17 protein-coding genes and 1 riboswitch are annotated in these 16428 nt (G+C 61.6%); of the genes, 8 read left to right on the top strand and 9 right to left on the bottom strand.

Annotated elements, in window-relative coordinates; genetic code table 11:
- Positions 1–2: 2 nt before the first annotated feature.
- From cqsA to EPN59_RS07320, 5 genes are all read right to left on the bottom strand, one after another.
- Positions 3–1295 carry an alpha-hydroxyketone-type quorum-sensing autoinducer synthase gene (gene cqsA, locus EPN59_RS07340; RefSeq protein WP_293043032.1) on the bottom strand — a complete coding sequence of 431 codons (1293 nt, stop codon included), beginning with the start codon at positions 1293–1295 and terminating at the stop codon, positions 3–5.
- Between the two features lie 761 nt (positions 1296–2056).
- On the bottom strand, positions 2057–2530 hold the full coding sequence (locus EPN59_RS07335; protein ID WP_293043035.1) for a DoxX family protein: 474 nt from the start codon (positions 2528–2530) through the stop codon (positions 2057–2059).
- Between the two features lies 1 nt (position 2531).
- A complete protein-coding gene (locus EPN59_RS07330; RefSeq protein ID WP_293043037.1) occupies positions 2532–3350 on the bottom strand; it encodes a DNA-binding domain-containing protein in 819 nt (272 codons plus the stop codon).
- Positions 3347–4189, bottom strand: coding sequence for a DUF692 domain-containing protein (locus EPN59_RS07325; protein WP_293043040.1), 843 nt, complete (start codon positions 4187–4189; stop codon positions 3347–3349). The genes EPN59_RS07330 and EPN59_RS07325 overlap by 4 nt, the downstream gene beginning before the upstream one ends.
- A gap of 22 nt (positions 4190–4211) precedes the next feature.
- Positions 4212–4484, bottom strand: coding sequence for a DUF2282 domain-containing protein (locus tag EPN59_RS07320; protein WP_293043042.1), 273 nt, complete (start codon positions 4482–4484; stop codon positions 4212–4214).
- Positions 4485–4808: 324 nt separating this feature from the next.
- On the opposite strand from EPN59_RS07320, the gene EPN59_RS07315 reads away from it, so the two are divergent.
- From EPN59_RS07315 to EPN59_RS07300, 4 genes are all read left to right on the top strand, one after another.
- Entirely contained in the window at positions 4809–5111 is a 303-nt protein-coding gene (locus tag EPN59_RS07315; RefSeq protein WP_293043044.1) for an antibiotic biosynthesis monooxygenase, read from the top strand.
- A gap of 62 nt (positions 5112–5173) precedes the next feature.
- On the top strand, positions 5174–5746 hold the full coding sequence (locus EPN59_RS07310; RefSeq protein ID WP_293043047.1) for a sigma-70 family RNA polymerase sigma factor: 573 nt from the start codon (positions 5174–5176) through the stop codon (positions 5744–5746).
- Positions 5743–6384, top strand: a complete 642-nt coding sequence (locus EPN59_RS07305) for a DUF1109 domain-containing protein (RefSeq protein ID WP_293043049.1) — start codon at positions 5743–5745, stop codon at positions 6382–6384. Before EPN59_RS07310 ends, EPN59_RS07305 begins: the two co-directional genes overlap by 4 nt.
- Before the next feature lie 215 nt (positions 6385–6599).
- Positions 6600–6950 (top strand): response regulator, encoded by a 351-nt coding sequence (locus tag EPN59_RS07300; RefSeq protein WP_293043052.1) that lies wholly within the window; start codon positions 6600–6602, stop codon positions 6948–6950.
- Between the two features lie 87 nt (positions 6951–7037).
- Here EPN59_RS07300 and EPN59_RS07295 read toward each other — a convergent pair whose 3' ends face one another.
- On the bottom strand, positions 7038–7889 hold the full coding sequence (locus EPN59_RS07295) for an alpha/beta hydrolase family protein (protein ID WP_293045786.1): 852 nt from the start codon (positions 7887–7889) through the stop codon (positions 7038–7040).
- A gap of 587 nt (positions 7890–8476) precedes the next feature.
- Between EPN59_RS07295 and EPN59_RS07290 the strand changes: the two genes are divergently transcribed.
- Positions 8477–9526, top strand: coding sequence for an NAD(P)/FAD-dependent oxidoreductase (locus tag EPN59_RS07290; RefSeq protein ID WP_293043057.1), 1050 nt, complete (start codon positions 8477–8479; stop codon positions 9524–9526).
- 65 nt (positions 9527–9591) lie between these two features.
- Here EPN59_RS07290 and EPN59_RS07285 read toward each other — a convergent pair whose 3' ends face one another.
- Positions 9592–9789: a hypothetical protein gene (locus EPN59_RS07285; protein WP_293043060.1), complete on the bottom strand. Its 198-nt coding sequence runs from the start codon at positions 9787–9789 to the stop codon at positions 9592–9594.
- Between the two features lie 399 nt (positions 9790–10188).
- Between EPN59_RS07285 and EPN59_RS07280 the strand changes: the two genes are divergently transcribed.
- Positions 10189–11346, top strand: coding sequence for a DUF2827 domain-containing protein (locus EPN59_RS07280; protein ID WP_293043063.1), 1158 nt, complete (start codon positions 10189–10191; stop codon positions 11344–11346).
- Positions 11347–11447: 101 nt separating this feature from the next.
- On the opposite strand, the gene EPN59_RS07275 is transcribed toward EPN59_RS07280, so the two are convergent.
- Positions 11448–12248, bottom strand: a complete 801-nt coding sequence (locus EPN59_RS07275) for a hypothetical protein (RefSeq protein ID WP_293043065.1) — start codon at positions 12246–12248, stop codon at positions 11448–11450.
- Between the two features lie 418 nt (positions 12249–12666).
- Positions 12667–12865, top strand: a riboswitch (cobalamin riboswitch).
- A 388-nt stretch (positions 12866–13253) separates the two neighbouring features.
- On the opposite strand from EPN59_RS07275, the gene EPN59_RS07270 reads away from it, so the two are divergent.
- Positions 13254–15194, top strand: coding sequence for a TonB-dependent receptor (locus EPN59_RS07270; protein WP_293033934.1), 1941 nt, complete (start codon positions 13254–13256; stop codon positions 15192–15194).
- Between the two features lie 148 nt (positions 15195–15342).
- On the opposite strand, the gene EPN59_RS07265 is transcribed toward EPN59_RS07270, so the two are convergent.
- On the bottom strand, positions 15343–15633 hold the full coding sequence (locus tag EPN59_RS07265; RefSeq protein ID WP_293033935.1) for a cupin domain-containing protein: 291 nt from the start codon (positions 15631–15633) through the stop codon (positions 15343–15345).
- Positions 15634–16049: 416 nt separating this feature from the next.
- Between EPN59_RS07265 and EPN59_RS07260 the strand changes: the two genes are divergently transcribed.
- Positions 16050–16424, top strand: a complete 375-nt coding sequence (locus tag EPN59_RS07260) for a hypothetical protein (RefSeq protein ID WP_293033936.1) — start codon at positions 16050–16052, stop codon at positions 16422–16424.
- Positions 16425–16428: the final 4 nt, after the last annotated feature.

Raw genomic sequence — 16428 nt, 5'->3', positions numbered from 1 at the left:
CGTCAAGCCGTCGCCCGCTCTGCCACGGGTTGCACCTGACGCACCCGGGCGCTGGCCGCGCCGCGCCCAGCCGCGCGTCGCGTGGACGGCCAGTTCCGCATGTCCACCTCGTCGCGCATTTCGTCGCACGCATCGACGAAGCGTTCCAGTTCCTGATCGGTCAGCGCGGCATTCACCGAAATCCGCACAAGCGAGCGGTTCTGCGCCGTCGCGGGTGCGCAAAACACCGAGCCGAAGATACCTCGTGCTTCGAGCGCGTCGCGCAGCACGATGGTCTGCTGCTCAGGGCCCGCTTCCAGCGCGATGATCTGTGTCTCGCTGCCGTTGAGGTTGTAGCCGAGTTCAGTGAGCCGCGCGCGCAGGTAGCGTGCGTTCGCGGCAAGCCGCATGCGGCGCCAGTCTTCCCGTTCGATCACGTCGAGCGTGGCCGCGAGTCCCGCCACTTCGTGCGGCAACAGCGTCGAACTGAAAATCGCGGGCAGCGCCTCGAATTTGAAGTACTCCTGAAAGCGACGCGAACAACTAATGAACCCTGCGCGGCCTGCAAACGCTTTGGCGAGGCTCGCCGTACGGAAATGGACGCGATCGGTCAGGCCCAGCTCGACAACGAGTCCAGCGCCGTGCGGCCCGTGCGTGCCGAGCGAATGAGATTCGTCTACCACGAGCACGCAATCGTGTTCCGCGCAAACATCGGCAATGGCGGCGAGCGGCGCCACGCTGCCATTCGTGCTGTACACCGAATCGACAATCACGACGCCCGGGCCATTGCGCTCGATGCGTTGTTCGAGGTGATCGACATCGTTATGCAGAAAACTGATTGCGCGCGCACCGGCACTGCGAATGCCCTCCCAAAGCGACATGTGCGCCATCATGTCGACGTAGACCGGCGTCTGTGCGTCGGCAATCGACTGGATCAGCCCCGTATTGGCCGCGAATCCCGACTGGCACAGCACGCCGGCTTCCGCGCCCATATAGGCGGCGAACCGGTCTTCCAGTTGAAGCTGCGGACACGCGTCGCCGTGCAGGAAAATGCCGGACATCAGCAGACCATTGCCCTCTGCGCGGATATTCGCACACACCGCGTCGAGAATCGCGGGATGGCGCGCGATCGAAAGATAGTCGTTGCTCGACAGATGTAATGCATCGTTTCCCGGCTCGCGCCCCATCATGATGTGCCCGCCCGCCCAGTGCTCCTGCACGCGCTCCCGGTAATAGCGGTCGACGCGCGCTGCGAGAATGGCCGGCAATGCGGCGTCATTGTTTTGGGCGCTGCGCCAGTTGCTGCGAAGTTTCATTTGATGCTCCTCGTGGTTAAAGGCCGCCCTCCGGGTAATTCGCTCCGTTAGCGATACCTGGGAATGGCCGGCCGGAAAAATGCCCGTGCAACTGCGTCATGCACGATCGGCATGATGCTGACGTCATAATCACGGGCAGATAAAAACGGTTGGAGCGATGACCGGCGAACACGGTCATCAGAATGCACAGCGGACGGGGGCAATGTGTGCGGCAGCAATGCGCAGGTGTGCGCAAGACCGCACAGCCGCTTCATAAGGCCTTCCCGGCCACGCGAAAACGGCGCTGATCTGGTTTGCGGCCGTTGGCCACCATCAATGGACGCCCCGACACCCGCACGACTTCCGCCTCGCGTGATCGCCAATATTGATGAAGGAAGGGGCGCCCGGTCGATACGACGGGCGCGCTGAAATGGCTGCGCCGGTTATCCGCGAGGTGAGACGTTCCGCGTAGAACGCTGTCCGACGCGCGAGACGCAAGTGCGACGATTATCGGCCAAAAAATCGCGCCAGGACGGGCCTGGCGGCGTTAACTATGCTTACTGAATCTGGAAATAACGTGATGCGGCGCACACACCATGAATTCGGGCACCGAACGATACATTGCGCATAATATGCGGTGCCGGGCGATCAGGTTTGAAGCGACGTGCGTGAAACGCATCCTTCCTGAACCAGACAAAATGAATGTTTGCTTTCCAATAGATAAATTAGCATTGCATGTCGATATGTGTTCAAGCCACGGCTCCCTTCAATTCAACACCTCCCTATTTGATACCCAGCACCCGATCCAACGACAGCCTGCCGCCACCACGCGCGATCATATAGAGCAGCAAACCGGCCCACGAGAGATGCGTTGGCCATGCATCCGGATAGACGAACACTTCGATTACGGTTGTCATGCCGAGCAACGCGAGCGCCGCACCGCGTGTGAAAAGTCCGAGCACGAGCAACAGCGGAAAGAAGTGCTCCGAATAAGCTGCGATATGTGCGGCCAGTTCCGGCGCGATGAGCGGAATCCTGTATTCGTTCCGAAAGAGTTCGTAGGTGCCCTGCGTGATCGTCAGCAAGCCGCTCACTTTCGTGCGGCCCGACATGAAAAAGATCGCTGCGATCGAAAAGCGGCAAATCAACGCCAGTAGCGAGTGACCGATGATGCGGCTGGCCAGATCGGCGGCGGCATTCCAGCCTGCACGCAGATGCGAGAGCGGCGAAGCCGCGGCGCTGCGGGTCGTGTCCATTTCAGTCTCCGTGTATTTCGTGAAATCCGATGTCCGGACCGGCGACGGCTGCACTGATCGCGCCGTCGGCAAACAACGTGGCCGTGATGCTCACAAGATCGAGATCCGGTTCGACCTCAAGTGCGCGTTCCATTGCATTCCCGAACGTCACGCCAGCAGCGCAGGCGTCGAGCAGCGCACAGGTTCCCTCGCTCACCTGGCGCCACGTCACGCGTCCGCCTGCGCGCAGCAGCAATGCACCCTCGCCGCGCCAGTCGAGTGCATCGGGCAGCGCCACTTCTTCCCGATTCGCGCGCCAGATCGTGTAGACCGGTTGCGCGTCGAACCATGCCCAGCGTGCAGTCGCGTTCGGAAGCAGGACGCTCCGCAAGAACGCGCCGGGTGAAAGACGCGCGACTTCTGCGGCGCGCCGTGTCGTGTTTTCGGACCCAACTTCGGACACGAAATCGGGCGCAACATGCGACTCGATCCACAAGCGGTCGAGACGCGCCACGCCGGGCAGATAAGTCAGTGTGCTCGCGGGTTCGAACGCTTCGAGAAACGCCGGAAAGGTCGCGCCGTATAGCAAGAGACGCGCGTCGTCGGGCGGCGTGGCGCGCGCATAAGCAAGGGCCACTGCACGAAACCAGTCCACGCCGACGAGCCGCTGCACGGACGGAAAATTCGCCTGCAAGGCATCCACGCAGCCCTTGAACACGGTATTGCGATACACGGCAAAGCCCGGTTGAGCGGCCACCGCCGCCACACGCGGATCGCTTTCCGACGCGCCATACAGCGCACGAATAAAACTATCCTGGAACGCAGCAAGCGAGGTGTTCATACCGTCACCTCCGCAACATCCAGAATCGCCTGGGCGCGCCCGCGCTCGGCGAGTAACTCCGAGAATGCGGGGATGCGATCGTCGCGCTCGATCAGCGTGGGCCGCGCACCGAAACGCGCGATCACATGCCGGTAGAGCGCCCATACGGCGTCATCGACGGGTGCGTCATGCGAGTCGATCAGGAGTGGCGGCTGCGTCTGCGTATCGACGCTATGTCCCGCAAGGTGGATTTCGATTACAAATTCGCCCGGGAATGCATCGAGCCATGCCTTCGCATCGAAACTCATGTTGCATGCGCTCACATACACGTTGTTCACGTCGAGCAGCAACGCGCAGCCTGTGCGCCGCACCAGTTCGGCGAGAAAGGCCTGCTCGCTCCACTCATGACCTTCGACGCGCAGATAGTGCGACGGATTTTCAATGGCAATGCGCTGCCCCAGCGTGTCCTGCAGGCACGCGATGTTCGCCGCGATGCGCGAGAGCGCCGCACCGTTACGCGGGAACGGCAGCAGATCCGGATGATAGTGCCCGCCCCACGCCGACCACGCCAGATGCTCGGACACCCACGCGGGCTGCACACGCCTCGCAAGCTCACGCAAGCGATGCAGATTCGCCGCGTCCGGCGCGCGGTCGGCGGCAAGCGACATCGACACGCCGTGCAGCGACAATGCGTGCCGCTCGCGTATCGCGTCGAGCCACGCGAGACGGGGGCCGCCCGCAACCATGTAGTTTTCCGGATGGACTTCGAACCACAAGCCACGCGCATCGCAGTTGAGCGCATCGTCGTAATGCTGCGGCTTGAGGCCGAGTCCGGCGCCGCATTCGGATGGCGTATTCATGATGGTCGGGCGGCCGTGCGCATCAGGATTCCAGCGGCGTAAGCGAACCGTGGCCCTTCGGCGTCTGGATCGACGTGCAGGTTCCCGTCGGCACGTTCTTCCAGTGAATGCCGTCGTAGTCCATCTTTTGCGAGCCGGCGCAGGTCGTTCCCGCCCCCGCCTTGCAGTCGTTGTGGCCGGCCATCGCAACGCCGTAACACTTTTCCACGCTGCTACCCTGAGCCTGGGCAGCGCTCGCGCCGCTTGCAAGCGTGGCAAGAATTATTGCTGCTGCGGACAATTTAAGAGTGCTCATGATATAGCCTCGATTGGTTTAAAAAGAACAGTATTCAGATCGTTATCGCCTTCTTTATCGATGCGCGAGCGATCTGCCTGTAAATACGAGGCTGCCCACCCAGCGGTTACAGCGCGATGCGCTTTTTCGACGCAATATTTTTTTGCCGTTGGCTGTAACCGAAACCCCCTGCCGGACGAATAGACGTACGGACGCGCAGCACGTCACACACCGCGTAATGACCGAAAGCCATCGGAAAGCAAACCGCGCAGCCCGTGCTTGACGAACGACGCCCAGGGCCGCGACTATAAACAGGGATCTCTTCCCGGCCACCGGAGCATCGTCATGACCCGCTACGCGTTATACGTCGAGCTGAAAGCCCGTCCCGGCAAAGAGGACGCGCTGGCCGCCTTCCTCGCCGGCGCAAAGCCGCTGGTCGATGCGGAACCCGCCACGCGCGCATGGTTCGGCGCGCGCTTCGACGCCCGGACGTTCGCAATCTTCGACGCCTTCGACGACGAATCGGGCCGCGACGCCCATCTGAGCGGCAAGGTCGCCGCCGCCCTGATGGCGCACGCGGCAGAACTGCTCGCCGAAGCGCCGCAAATCCGCCGCGCCGATGTTCTCGCAGACAAGCTGGCGGGCTGATGCGCGCAGCGTTGCGCACGCACGCGCATAGTGTTTCGTCTGCGCTGTAACCGGAGTTCGCGATGAATCGAACTACGGGTAGCGAGCTTGCGCGCGGCACGGAGGAACGGCTGAGGGCGCTGTTCGTGCGCGGCCTCGACGGCGATACAGCCGCTTATCAGGCATTTCTCGCCGACCTGAGCGCGCATCTGCGCGGCTTCCTGCGCAAGCGTCTTTTCGCGCTGCAGGACGATGTGGAGGATCTGGTGCAAGAAATCCTGCTGGCCGTACACAACGGAAGAGCCACGTATCGGCGCGACCAGCCGCTTACAGCGTGGGTCCACGCCATTGCGCGCTACAAGCTGACCGACTTTTTCCGCGCGCGCGCACGGCGTGAGGCGCTGCAAATACCGCTCGACGAGGAGCTGGAGATTTTTGCAACATCCGATACTGAAGCCGCCGATGCCAGCCGCGATCTGAGCAAGTTGCTCGAACAATTACCGGACCGGCAGCGTCTGCCGATCCTGCACGTAAAACTTCAGGGGCTTTCGGTGACGGAAACGGCGAAATTGACCGGCCTTTCCGAGTCGGCCGTGAAAATAGGCGTACACCGCGGCCTCAAAGCGCTCGCGATAATGTTTCAAAACGCGTCATGAAAACAGAAGATCTCATTTCGTTACTCGCCACAGGTGCTGCGCCGGTCGACCGCCACGTGGTCGCCCGCCGCTTCTGCCGAGCGCTGATCGCGGGCGGCGCGGGCTCGACGCTGCTGCTGTCGCTTGTCTTTGGCGTGCGCCCCGATCTCGCGACCGTGGCCGCCACGCCGGTCTTCTGGATCAAGCTCGCGCTGCCGTTCTTCATCGCGCTCGGCGCGCTTTTCGCCACCACGCGGCTCGCGCGGCCCGCCGGTACGCCTGGCATGGCCTGGGCTGCCGTGGCGTGGCCCGTGGTCGCGGTGTGGATCGGCGCGGGTGCGCTCCTCTGGTTCGCCGCACCCGACGCGCGCCTGCCGCTCGTCATGGGGCAGACGTGGCGCGGGTGTCCGCTCAATATCACGCTGCTTTCGGTCCCCTCTTTCATCGCCGTTTTCTGGGCGCTGCGCGGCCTCGCGCCCACGCGCCTGCGCACCGCCGGTTTCGCGGGCGGACTGCTCGCGAGCGCCACGGCGACGCTCGCCTACTGCCTGCATTGCCCCGAAATGAGTGCGCCATTCTGGGCGGTCTGGTACCTGCTTGGGATGGCGATTCCAGCGGCGCTCGGCGCGTGGCTCGGCCCGAAGCTGCTGCGCTGGTAACCGCGCGGTTACTCCCTCTGCCCCCCGCAGAACAGTATCTGCGCCGCATCTTCGATCGAACCCCGAGCGCATCGCATTCCGGCCCGGGCCGGGAACGGCGCTTGCGTATGATCTGATGAACGCCGGGTCCCGCCCGCATTAATGCGCGCAAGCGCCGGCAGCAGAAATGCGAAAACACGGACGCTGTCTGGTCCGCGTCACCCGGGTAAAGGATTATGGCTACCGTATTGCTCGTCGACGACGACGTCAACGCGCTCGATGCGCTAAAGGAATTGATCGGTCAGGAGGGTTACCGGGTCATGACGGCCGCGGACGGCACGCACGCGCTGCGCAGCGCGCTCGCCGAGCCGCCCGACATCGTGATATCGGACTGCATGATGCCCGATATGGACGGCCTGACCCTGATGCGGGAATTGCGCCGCAATCGCGAATTGGCCAACGTGCCGCTCGTGCTGATGTCGGCGGTGGTCACGCCGCCGCCGGGCGCCGATGTGGTCGGTTTTCTGCGCAAGCCGTTTGCCGGTTCGCAATTGATCGCCATGCTGCGTCGCGTGCAGTTGCCGTGAGATGCCGTAAGCGATCAGCACAATTTGCGATTTAATTCGCAATCGCAGTTGATGCGTGATGTTGCGGCTGCAAGTAAAGCGCAACCGTCAAACCTGCGCGGACGGCCGATGCCAGCCGTTGTGCCTGAACGAGGTGGCGAAGAACATCACCTGATAGCGAATGGCATTGGACCAGTACGACCACGTGTGTCCGCCAGGACGCTCGGCGTAGTCGTGCGGAACGCCCAGTTCGACGAGCCGCTGGTGCAGCGTGCGATTCGATGTGACGAAGCCGTCGCTCACGCCGCAATCGATGGTCAGATCGATATGGTCGCGCTCGAACTCGCGTGCGCTCGCAACGATCGCATTGCTGTTCCAGAACGCGGCGTGCTGTGCGGGATCGCCGAATACGCGGTCTATGCCGGGCTCGTCTTCGCACTTGCGCGGATCGACAGCACCGCTGATGCTGCCTGCCGCACCGAATGTTCCCGGCCGGTCGAGCGCGATACGCAGCGCACCGAAGCCGCCCATGCTCAGGCCCGTGATCGCGCGGCCCTGCCTGGCCGCGATGGTGCGAAAGCGTGCATCGATCCAGTTCACCACTTCGGTGCCGACATAAGTCTCGTATTGGCTGCGCGGGTCGAAGGGACTGTCGATATACCAGCTTTCATGGCCGCCGTCGGGCATCACGAGAATCACGTGATACCGGTCCGCGAGCCGGCCAATCGGCGCGTTCGAAGTCCAGTCGGTATAGTCGCCGCCCGAGCCGTGCAATACGTAGATCACCGGATAACGTTGTGTGTGGTCGCCGCGCGCGTAGTCGTCGGGCAACACGATCGTCGCGTCGAACGCACGCCGCATGGCGACGCTCGGGATGGACACGACCCCCGTCTGGAATGCCCAGACGGGCGTGGTAAACAACAGCGTCAAAAGAAGCCAGAATGCGCGAGCCTGATTCATGAGTGTTCGCTCTTGTCCTATCTGCCCTTGCACCCGAGCGCATTCGAGCGCCGGGCGTCCATACGCCTTGGACGACTCTAACAACGGGTACTTTCAGCCAAATTTCAGGCAAGCCTACGGTTTGTCAGGAAGGCAGGAGACGCGTCATGTCCATTCTGGCAGGCATCGCATACTGGGTCGATGCGCAATGCGCGCACGCTCATGACAATGTTGGAGAATCCGCTTGTCGCGCGAGGTGAATAGCGCAATGCGTCGTGCAATCCGATTTGGAAATCCGCACTGGGAATCCGCTTTAGCAATTGACTTGCACTCGCCTGAATTAAAGCCTTCCTTCTTCTCCTTGCACGGATAGTAATGTTGTTCCCGGCTTCCAGTGAGAAGTCATGCCGTCCGTATGGTTAATTCCTCAACCGCGTTTTTCGCTTTTCCCATCGAGAAACCATGTTCGCGGCCCGGTATTCCTTGTCATATTCGCGCGTTGTTGCCCCCACCCCCAGTGTTGACTTCATTGCCAGCGCGTATGCGCAACTGTATCGTAGAACTGTGCATCGCCAACCGACGCATACTGTTTTGCACCAGGAGCACCTATGACTTCTCCGACAAACACCGCACCGATCATCACCGATGTATTGATCATCGGCGCTGGACCTGTCGGCCTGTTCGCAGCATTCGAAGCCGGCGTAATCGGCCTCTCATGTCAAATCGTGGATGGCATCGAGCGGGCGGGCGGCCAATGCATCGAGCTGTATCCCGACAAACCGATTTACGATATTCCGGCGATTCCGGTGTGCACCGCACGCGAACTCGTCGACCGTCTTGTTGAGCAATGCAAACCATTCTCCCCTCCCATGCATCTCGGCCATCGCATCGAAACGGTCGAGCGCCGCGAAGACGGAAAATGGCGCGCCCGCACGGATAAAGGTCTCACGTTCGAAGCAGCGGCGATCCTGATCTCCGCCGGCAATGGTTCGTTTGTCCCGCAACGGTTACAGGTGCCGGGAGCCGCGCTGCTCGAAGGGCACGCGCTGCACTATAGCGTCCCGAGGCTCGCCGATTTCGCCGGGAAGAAAGTCGTGGTAGCGGGCGGAGGCGACTCCGCACTCGACTGGGCACTGGAACTTCGCTCAGTCGCGCAGCACGTCACGCTCGTCCATCGTCGCAACGGTTTTAGCGCAGCGGATTCGAGCGTCGAAAAAGTGCGCCGCGCGATCGAGGCGCGTGAAATGGATTTTGTCCTCGGGATGATTGCGGGACTGAACGCACAGGGCAGCGCACTCGAATCGATCGAGATTCGTCAGATCGACGGTTCGGTGAATCTCGCCGCCGATCAACTGCTCGTGCTGTACGGGCTCGTTTCCGATCTCGGTCCGATCGCAGGCTGGGGAATCGACATGCTGGGCGGACGAATCGCAGTCGACACGTCGAACTATGAAAGCTCGGTGCCCGGCATCTTTGCGGCAGGCGATATTGCCACCTATCCGAACAAACAGAAGCTGATTCTTTCCGGTTTCCACGAAGCATCGCTTGCCCTGCGCAAGGCGTACCACTACGCCTACCCGGACAAGAAACGCGTGCACATCCATTCGAGTTACGACGCCAAGCTGGCTGAGCGCGTAGTCGCCAGCCATGAAGCGTGAAAACCGGGGATTGCATCACTCCATGACAGCGCCGCGCCGTTTTCCCGCGCGCGGCGCCGATATCTTCACGCCGAACGGCCAAGCCACTTCTTGAAGGCGCAATAAGCCAGGATGAACTCGCGGCGATATTGATGACCGTTCGCGTAGTGCCCCTTTGTCAGCACCGCCTGGCGATAGATGATCATCGTTCGCCGCACCCATTCCGTTGCAGCGTTCACGCCGTCTCGTGCCACGAGAAAGGCGATGCGATTGTCCTCGTTCATGCGTATTCCCTGGGTTTAGATAGCGCAGCCCGCAAGCATGCGAACCGGGTAGATGTTTTTTAGTGCACGACGGGGTTTTTGGCAAGGCTCTTCAGGCCGTGTGGTTGATCGGCGGCTCCATGGTGCCGACACACGTTGCCAAACGCCTGGCATTCGGTTCATTCGTTCCGCTCGGGCGGATTTTGTGCACTGCAAGCCAGCACGCAAAATCGCGACATTGCCGAAGACGACATCGCGATGTTCGAGCGCCGCCATGCGGCGTACGCCGTAATGGCCGCATATGGAGATGTGACGTGTCGCGTACGTGGCAGAATGCGCAACATTATCTGCATGACGAACTATCCGGCGCCGCCTTCGCACTCTATCGCGACGCGTCCGGACATACCTGGTTTGACGCTCATGTCCATTCCCACGATGAACCGCCCTCCCCAACTGAACGGCCTTCGAATCGGCATCACAATCGGCCTGCGCGCACCCGGCGAAAGCCTGTGGATCAACGGCATCAAGCAGAACGCGCTCTTTCTCGCGAAGCTGCTGATGGCATCGCCGCACGGCCATCGCGTCACGCTCGTCAACACCACCGACGTCCCGTTGACCGATGCGTTGCCGTGGGATCGCACGGCTTACGACACCCGTACGTTTGGCGAGGTGAAAGATGCGCTCGACGTGCTCATCGAACTCGGCGGACAGATCAACGCCGAACAGACCGCCTACCTGAAGGCGCGCGGCGCGAAGCTCGTCAGCTATTGCTGCGGCGTCGAGTACATCAACGTGATGGAATCCATGCTGTTTGGCCGGCGTCTATGGAACGCGCTCTTCATCAATCGCGATTTCGACGAGGTCTGGGCCATTCCACAGATCGCGACCTCTTCACTACCGTACCTGCAGTCGCTGCGGCGCTGCCCGGGGCGCGTCGTGCCGTTCGTCTGGGATCCGATGTTCCTCACGGAACGCGCGCGACGTTTGCGCCATCACGGCGCATACCGGCCGAGCGGCGCGCACGCGAAGCGTGTGACGGTGATGGAGCCGAATCACGACGTGGTGAAGTTTTGCGTCTATCCGATGCTGATCATCGACGAGGTTTTCCGTCGCGCGCCCGATGCCATCTCGTTCGCACATGCGACCAACGCCGAACATCTGGCGAAATCAAGCCCGGAATTCGTGATGTTGATGAACTATCTCGAGATCGTGCGCGCGGGCAAGGCAAGCTTCGTCGGGCGCTTCGACACACCGGACTTCCTCGCCGAGCTGACCGATGTCGTCGTTTCCCATCAGTGGGAAAACCCGCTCAATTACTTCTATCTGGAAGTGTGCTGGCAGGGCTATCCGCTCATTCATAACGCGAGCCTGGCACCAGATCTCGGTTATTACTACCCGGATAACGACGTGCAACAAGGGGCCGATTTGCTGCTGCGCGCGTTGCGCGAGCATGATGCCGACTGGCAGGAGTACACGCGGCGTCAGCGCGCCATACTGAAGCGTTATACGCCCGAAAATCCCGCGCTCGTGGCCGGGTACGACAGCTTGCTCGCGCACTTGATCGGCGCAGCAGGTTGAAAACGGGCCAAGTACGGACTCGCTACGGGTAAAGCGCGTACCAGGTTCGGCGCCGGGTGTGCAATACGCACCCGGTGCGAACCATCCTTTACACCCTCCGCTCAGCGTTCTCGCACGGCCACGGGCACACGACGCGCGGCGCGCTGCGGGATCAACAGGATGCAACCCAGGATGACGGCAAGCAGGATACCGGACGCATAGAACCGGCTGAACTGCATGCCGCCTTGCGTGAGCGGCTTGTCGAGCAGATCGCCGAGCGTCGCGCCCAGCGGACGCGTGAGCACGAACGCCGCCCAGTACAGCGCTGTACGCGACACGCGCGGCCACAACCAGAGCAGCCCAACGATCACGAGTCCGGCACCGAAGATCGCCGCGCTGACTTCGTAGCCGAGACCGAGGCCGCCGCGGTCGCCTCCGGCAACCCAATCGCCGAGTGCGGTGCCGAGCGTCTGCGAAAACAGAATCGTGGCCCAGTAAAACCACTCCACGCGCGCAGTCACGACACTTTCAACCGAAACGGTGCCCTCCACGCGGTACCAGATCGCGAGGCTTGCGACCAGCAATGCAAGGATGATCGAGACGCCGCCGGGATAACCCAAACCGAGCGAGCGATCACAGAAATCGGCCAGCGTCGTGCCGAGTGTCGTCGTGGCGACGATAGTCGCCCAATAGAGAAACGGATAAAACTTGCGCGCACGGATCTGTGCTGAAATCAGCACGACGAATGCGACGAAGAAAATAAGCGTGCCGATCAGATAGCCAAGATTGAGCGACATCGTCACCCAATCGCCACCCGTTTCACCGAGCGTGGTGCATGCGATCTTGATGATCCAAAAGCCGAGCGTCACCTCGGGCACCTTGCTGACGACGTGTTCGACCAGATTTCGGGGGCTGGATTGCATTGCAAGACTCCTTGTGTCGCGCACACACGAAACGAAAGAGTCTGTGATTATAGATACGCATAATTAACAACAGCTTAACGACCTCCTGCTGCCCTTTCCGCTGCCTGATCCGGCGAAACGCATCAGGCCGGTGCACCGTATTCACGGCGCAATCCGAGATTGATCTGCACCACCTTAACTATTGTTTAACGGAAATAACCCAGGCCGGCCTCCAGGATTGAAGCGGTCCAGATGAATCACGCAGGTCATTAAGCACGGCGCTTACTTTTAAGCCTGGGCAAGTACACGGGACCACGCGGATTGCATGACCCGCCCGCCGCTTCCTGCCCGACGGGCGCTGACGCTGTGCAGCCAAAGTGTCGCGGGCAAACTTACAACAACTGTTAGCCAAAAACTTGACGGCGGCGAGCGGGAATCTGTACCCTCTCGCGTCGATGGTTCCCGCCATAGGGATCAAATGGGAACGCAGTAGAAGCACGCACGCTTCGAATCTGCGGCTGCCCCCGCAACTGTAAGCGGCGAGTCCGTGCCAGGCGCGACCACTGGGATACCCGGGAAGGTCGGCACCGGACAACGACCCGCAAGCCAGGAGACCTGCCATCAACCGAGGTCCAAGCAGCCGCACCGGGCGGGGTGTCCCGATGCGCCAGCACCGCCCTGTGCGGTCGCTCGTTGCAAGGACAGCCCGGCCTCAGGAACTGTCACATGTCCGTTAATTCTCGACCCGCCTCCTTGCGGGATATGCCGCATCGCCACGCCGCCAGCCGGCGCCCTCGAAACACACGAGCCGCTCGCTCATCCATTCCGTCTGTCTCGTCCGCTTGCGCCCCTGACCAGGCGTATTAGCACTGCTTTAAGCCCCGCTTTTAGTCCCGCTTCTAGCCGCACTCGCACTCTCGCATCATTCCGGTCGCCGATCGGAGCGAACGTGCCGAAGCGCGCGCCGCAAGGCCCGCGCCAGCCGCTGCATCCGATTCAGACCCAAACGTATTTGAAGAGCCACTCATGAAGTTTCGACATCTCATCGTCACGTCCGCCATCACCGCCTGCGCCTTGCAAAACGCCCAGGCTGCGGACGACACAACGCTTGCGCAAACGCAGCAGCCGGGCGCGGAAAGCGCCGTGCCGGACATTCTCGTCGTGGGCGACGCCCAGCATTTGCCGCAATCGTTCGACCAGCGCTACGCGACCACGCAGGTCCTCACGCGTACGGATCTCGATCGTCTTTCTCCCGCCGATCCGGGCATCGCACAAGCGCTCGCCACGCTGCCGGGCATCACCGTCTCGCAGAGCGGCGGGCCGGGTTCGGTCACTGCGGTCAGCATCCGCGGCTCGGCGGGCAATCAGGTTGCCGTATTCATCGACGGTATACGCGTCGGCTCCGTGACCACCGGCGTGGCCGAATGGGCGGATCTGCCGACCTCCGCGTTCGATCGCGTCGAGGTCATCTCCGGCCCGGCAGCGGCCTCGTTCGGCGCGGACGCAGTTGGCGGCGTCGTGCAGCTCTTCACGCGCCACGCATCGAACCAGCCGAATCAGACGATCGCGTCGTTCGGCGGCGGCTCGAACAAGACGTTCGACACGCAGTTGCGCACCTCGGGCACGATCCCGTCAACGGGGCCGATGTCCGCGCTCGGCGGGCTCACCTACTCGCTCGGACTGCACGACTACAACACGGCGGGCATCGACGCGACCCGGCCTTTTGCATACGGTCACGAGGACGGACGCAACCCGTATCACGCGCAGAACATCGACGCGCGCCTGGGCTATGCGCGCGATAACTGGTCGATTTCGACCTTCGCGCTCTATCACCGCTCCGAGCTTTCGTTCGACAACTCGGGCGGGAACGACCTGCAACGCGATAATCAACTGACGACCGGCGCTGCGTTCCATCTGGACATCACGCCGTACACGCAGTTCGACCAGTCAGTCGGTTTCGCGAACGACCGCCAGTTCCTCTTCGCGCGAAACCCGTCGATTTCCAACGACGAAATCGATTCGACGCGATTCTCCACATCGACGTCGATCACCCATCAGGAGACGGGTCACAGGCTGTTCGGCCAGCCGCTGACCGGCGAAACGAAGCTCGCCTACGACTTCACGCGCGAACAGGCATTCCTGCCGTTCGATATCCCGGGCGGTCTTCCCGCGCGCAACGATTCGGCCGTGTCGCTTCACCAGTCGACCACGCTCGGCCCGTGGACGCTGTTCCTCGCAGGCCGGCACGAGATCGTGCAGGGTCAGTCGGTCAACACGGGCAACGTCTCGCTCGCCTGGGCAATCACGCCGGTCTACACCGCACGCGTTTCCTACGGCAACGCCTTCCGTCTGCCCACGTTCAACGATCTGTTCTACCCGGGCTTCTCGAATCCGAACCTTAAGCCTGAGCGCAGCAACTCGGTCGAGGCCGCGCTCGATGCGACGACGTCGTTCGGCACGTTCACGGCGGCCGTCTACGAGACCCGCGTTCACGACCTCATCGCACTCGTCACATCCGATTTCGTGAACTACACACCCATCAATATTGGGCGGGCGCGTATTCAGGGCATCGACCTCTCGTACAAGGGCTCGCTCGGCAAGTCGACGCCTGTGAGTCTCTCCTTCAGCATTCTGAATCCGCAGGACGTTACGGGCCAGAGCTGGCTCCCCCGTCGTCCGCGGCAGACGGGTAGTCTGAGCATCGATCACATGTGGGACGAACTGCACCTGCACGCGCTCAGCACCGGCGTTTCCGTGCTGTATGGCGGATCGACGTTCGACGACCAGGCCAACACGATTTATCTGCCGTCGTATACGACCGTCGACCTGCGCGCCTCGTACCAGATCAACCCGCATCTCGCGCTGTCCGCCTCGCTTTCGAATCTGTTCAACCGGCAATACGTGACCGCCTTCGGTTACAACACGCTCGGACGCACGGCATTCGGCAAGATCACGTATACGTTCTGACGTGAGGGTTCAACGCTGCCCGCGCTCGCGGGCAGCGAGCGAGGTATCGGCCACACGACCGGTTGCGTGCTCAACCGCCGCTCTTCCCCGAAGTCGATACTCCGCTCGGCCAATCTGATGAGCAACGCCCGTGGCGGGCGGTTTTAATTCAGGCGGTCGCGGCTTGTTCCTTCACCCAGAACACCAGCACTGAAGTTTCCTCTTCGAAGCGCTCTGCATGCTCGGCGCCAGCCGGGATGACGCACCATTCACCGCTGCTCACCGGCCGTTCGGTGCCGTCCAGCGTCAGGTGGAGCGTGCCGGCACTGACCAGCACGTAATTGGTAGTGGGATGCGTGTGCAGCGGACTGCTGTGATTTCTCCGCGTAGCAACAGTGACGTCACAGCGCTCGCCGTTGATTCTGCCAAGGCCGAGCAGAGCGTCGGGAATATGTGCCATTGAAAACTTCCTCGAGATTGGATTGAAGCATCGCGAGTTTAATGGCGCCGATAAGGATTGTGCCGATAGTTGACACCCCACAAGGGACGGTCGCGACGCCTGGAAGCGAACGCAGGTACCACGCCTCCTTATTTACTGCAGTTAAATAATTCATCGGACGAATTCGCGGCGCAAACGAGGCGAAATGAGAATCAAGCTCGCCACTTGCAGCCTTACGAATCTTCATGACGGTGGCTTTACCGGACAGGGCAAGCAGTTCTTTGCGTGAAGGCAGCGGTGCGCTGCAGCGACGTTCCGGGAAGCGACGCCGCAAGAGCGAACTCCTACTTTTTGGCAAACGTTTGCTGTCAAGGTCTCAAGTCTCACCGTCCCACGCCGAAAACGCGTACATCGCCACGAAACTTTGGAGGCCCGACGTGACGCGCGTTGTGCTCTTACTAGCCGTAATGTTCATGACAGGCTGCGCACAACTGCAGCGGCCCAACATGGCTCAAACCGAGAAACCTGCGGTGTCGAACGTGATCATGAAGTTCGACATTCCCGCCGATGCACTCGGCGCACGCGATCCGCAACTGACTGCGGTGCTCGCCAAGGCGGGCGCGCTCGCCGCCTCACAGAAGCAGCCCACCGTGATCCGCGTGACGGCGCTGGCCCAGGACTTCAAGTACATCAACCTGGCGATCTGGCGGGGAGTGCCGCAGCACGGGCTCAAACCCACGCTCGAAAACCTTACGGCCGGCGCGAACCAGACGTACAGCGTCTCGATCGAGCCGCAACATGCGGGGAGCTGAGACG

It is taken from the genome of Paraburkholderia sp. (assembly GCF_004298475.1).
Lineage (GTDB): Bacteria > Pseudomonadota > Gammaproteobacteria > Burkholderiales > Burkholderiaceae > Paraburkholderia > Paraburkholderia denitrificans.
The sequence above is the reverse complement of the archived record's forward strand: the minus strand, read 5'-3'. Positions and strand labels throughout refer to the sequence as shown.

Coding starts and splice junctions, on each gene's coding strand:
- cqsA (WP_293043032.1), bottom strand. CDS start 1,295: ATGAAACTTCGCAGCAACTGGCGCAGCGCCCAAAACAATGACGCCGCA.
- EPN59_RS07335 (WP_293043035.1), bottom strand. CDS start 2,530: ATGGACACGACCCGCAGCGCCGCGGCTTCGCCGCTCTCGCATCTGCGT.
- EPN59_RS07330 (WP_293043037.1), bottom strand. CDS start 3,350: ATGAACACCTCGCTTGCTGCGTTCCAGGATAGTTTTATTCGTGCGCTG.
- EPN59_RS07325 (WP_293043040.1), bottom strand. CDS start 4,189: ATGAATACGCCATCCGAATGCGGCGCCGGACTCGGCCTCAAGCCGCAG.
- EPN59_RS07320 (WP_293043042.1), bottom strand. CDS start 4,484: ATGAGCACTCTTAAATTGTCCGCAGCAGCAATAATTCTTGCCACGCTT.
- EPN59_RS07315 (WP_293043044.1), top strand. CDS start 4,809: ATGACCCGCTACGCGTTATACGTCGAGCTGAAAGCCCGTCCCGGCAAA.
- EPN59_RS07310 (WP_293043047.1), top strand. CDS start 5,174: ATGAATCGAACTACGGGTAGCGAGCTTGCGCGCGGCACGGAGGAACGG.
- EPN59_RS07305 (WP_293043049.1), top strand. CDS start 5,743: ATGAAAACAGAAGATCTCATTTCGTTACTCGCCACAGGTGCTGCGCCG.
- EPN59_RS07300 (WP_293043052.1), top strand. CDS start 6,600: ATGGCTACCGTATTGCTCGTCGACGACGACGTCAACGCGCTCGATGCG.
- EPN59_RS07295 (WP_293045786.1), bottom strand. CDS start 7,889: ATGAATCAGGCTCGCGCATTCTGGCTTCTTTTGACGCTGTTGTTTACC.
- EPN59_RS07290 (WP_293043057.1), top strand. CDS start 8,477: ATGACTTCTCCGACAAACACCGCACCGATCATCACCGATGTATTGATC.
- EPN59_RS07285 (WP_293043060.1), bottom strand. CDS start 9,789: ATGAACGAGGACAATCGCATCGCCTTTCTCGTGGCACGAGACGGCGTG.
- EPN59_RS07280 (WP_293043063.1), top strand. CDS start 10,189: ATGTCCATTCCCACGATGAACCGCCCTCCCCAACTGAACGGCCTTCGA.
- EPN59_RS07275 (WP_293043065.1), bottom strand. CDS start 12,248: ATGCAATCCAGCCCCCGAAATCTGGTCGAACACGTCGTCAGCAAGGTG.
- EPN59_RS07270 (WP_293033934.1), top strand. CDS start 13,254: ATGAAGTTTCGACATCTCATCGTCACGTCCGCCATCACCGCCTGCGCC.
- EPN59_RS07265 (WP_293033935.1), bottom strand. CDS start 15,633: ATGGCACATATTCCCGACGCTCTGCTCGGCCTTGGCAGAATCAACGGC.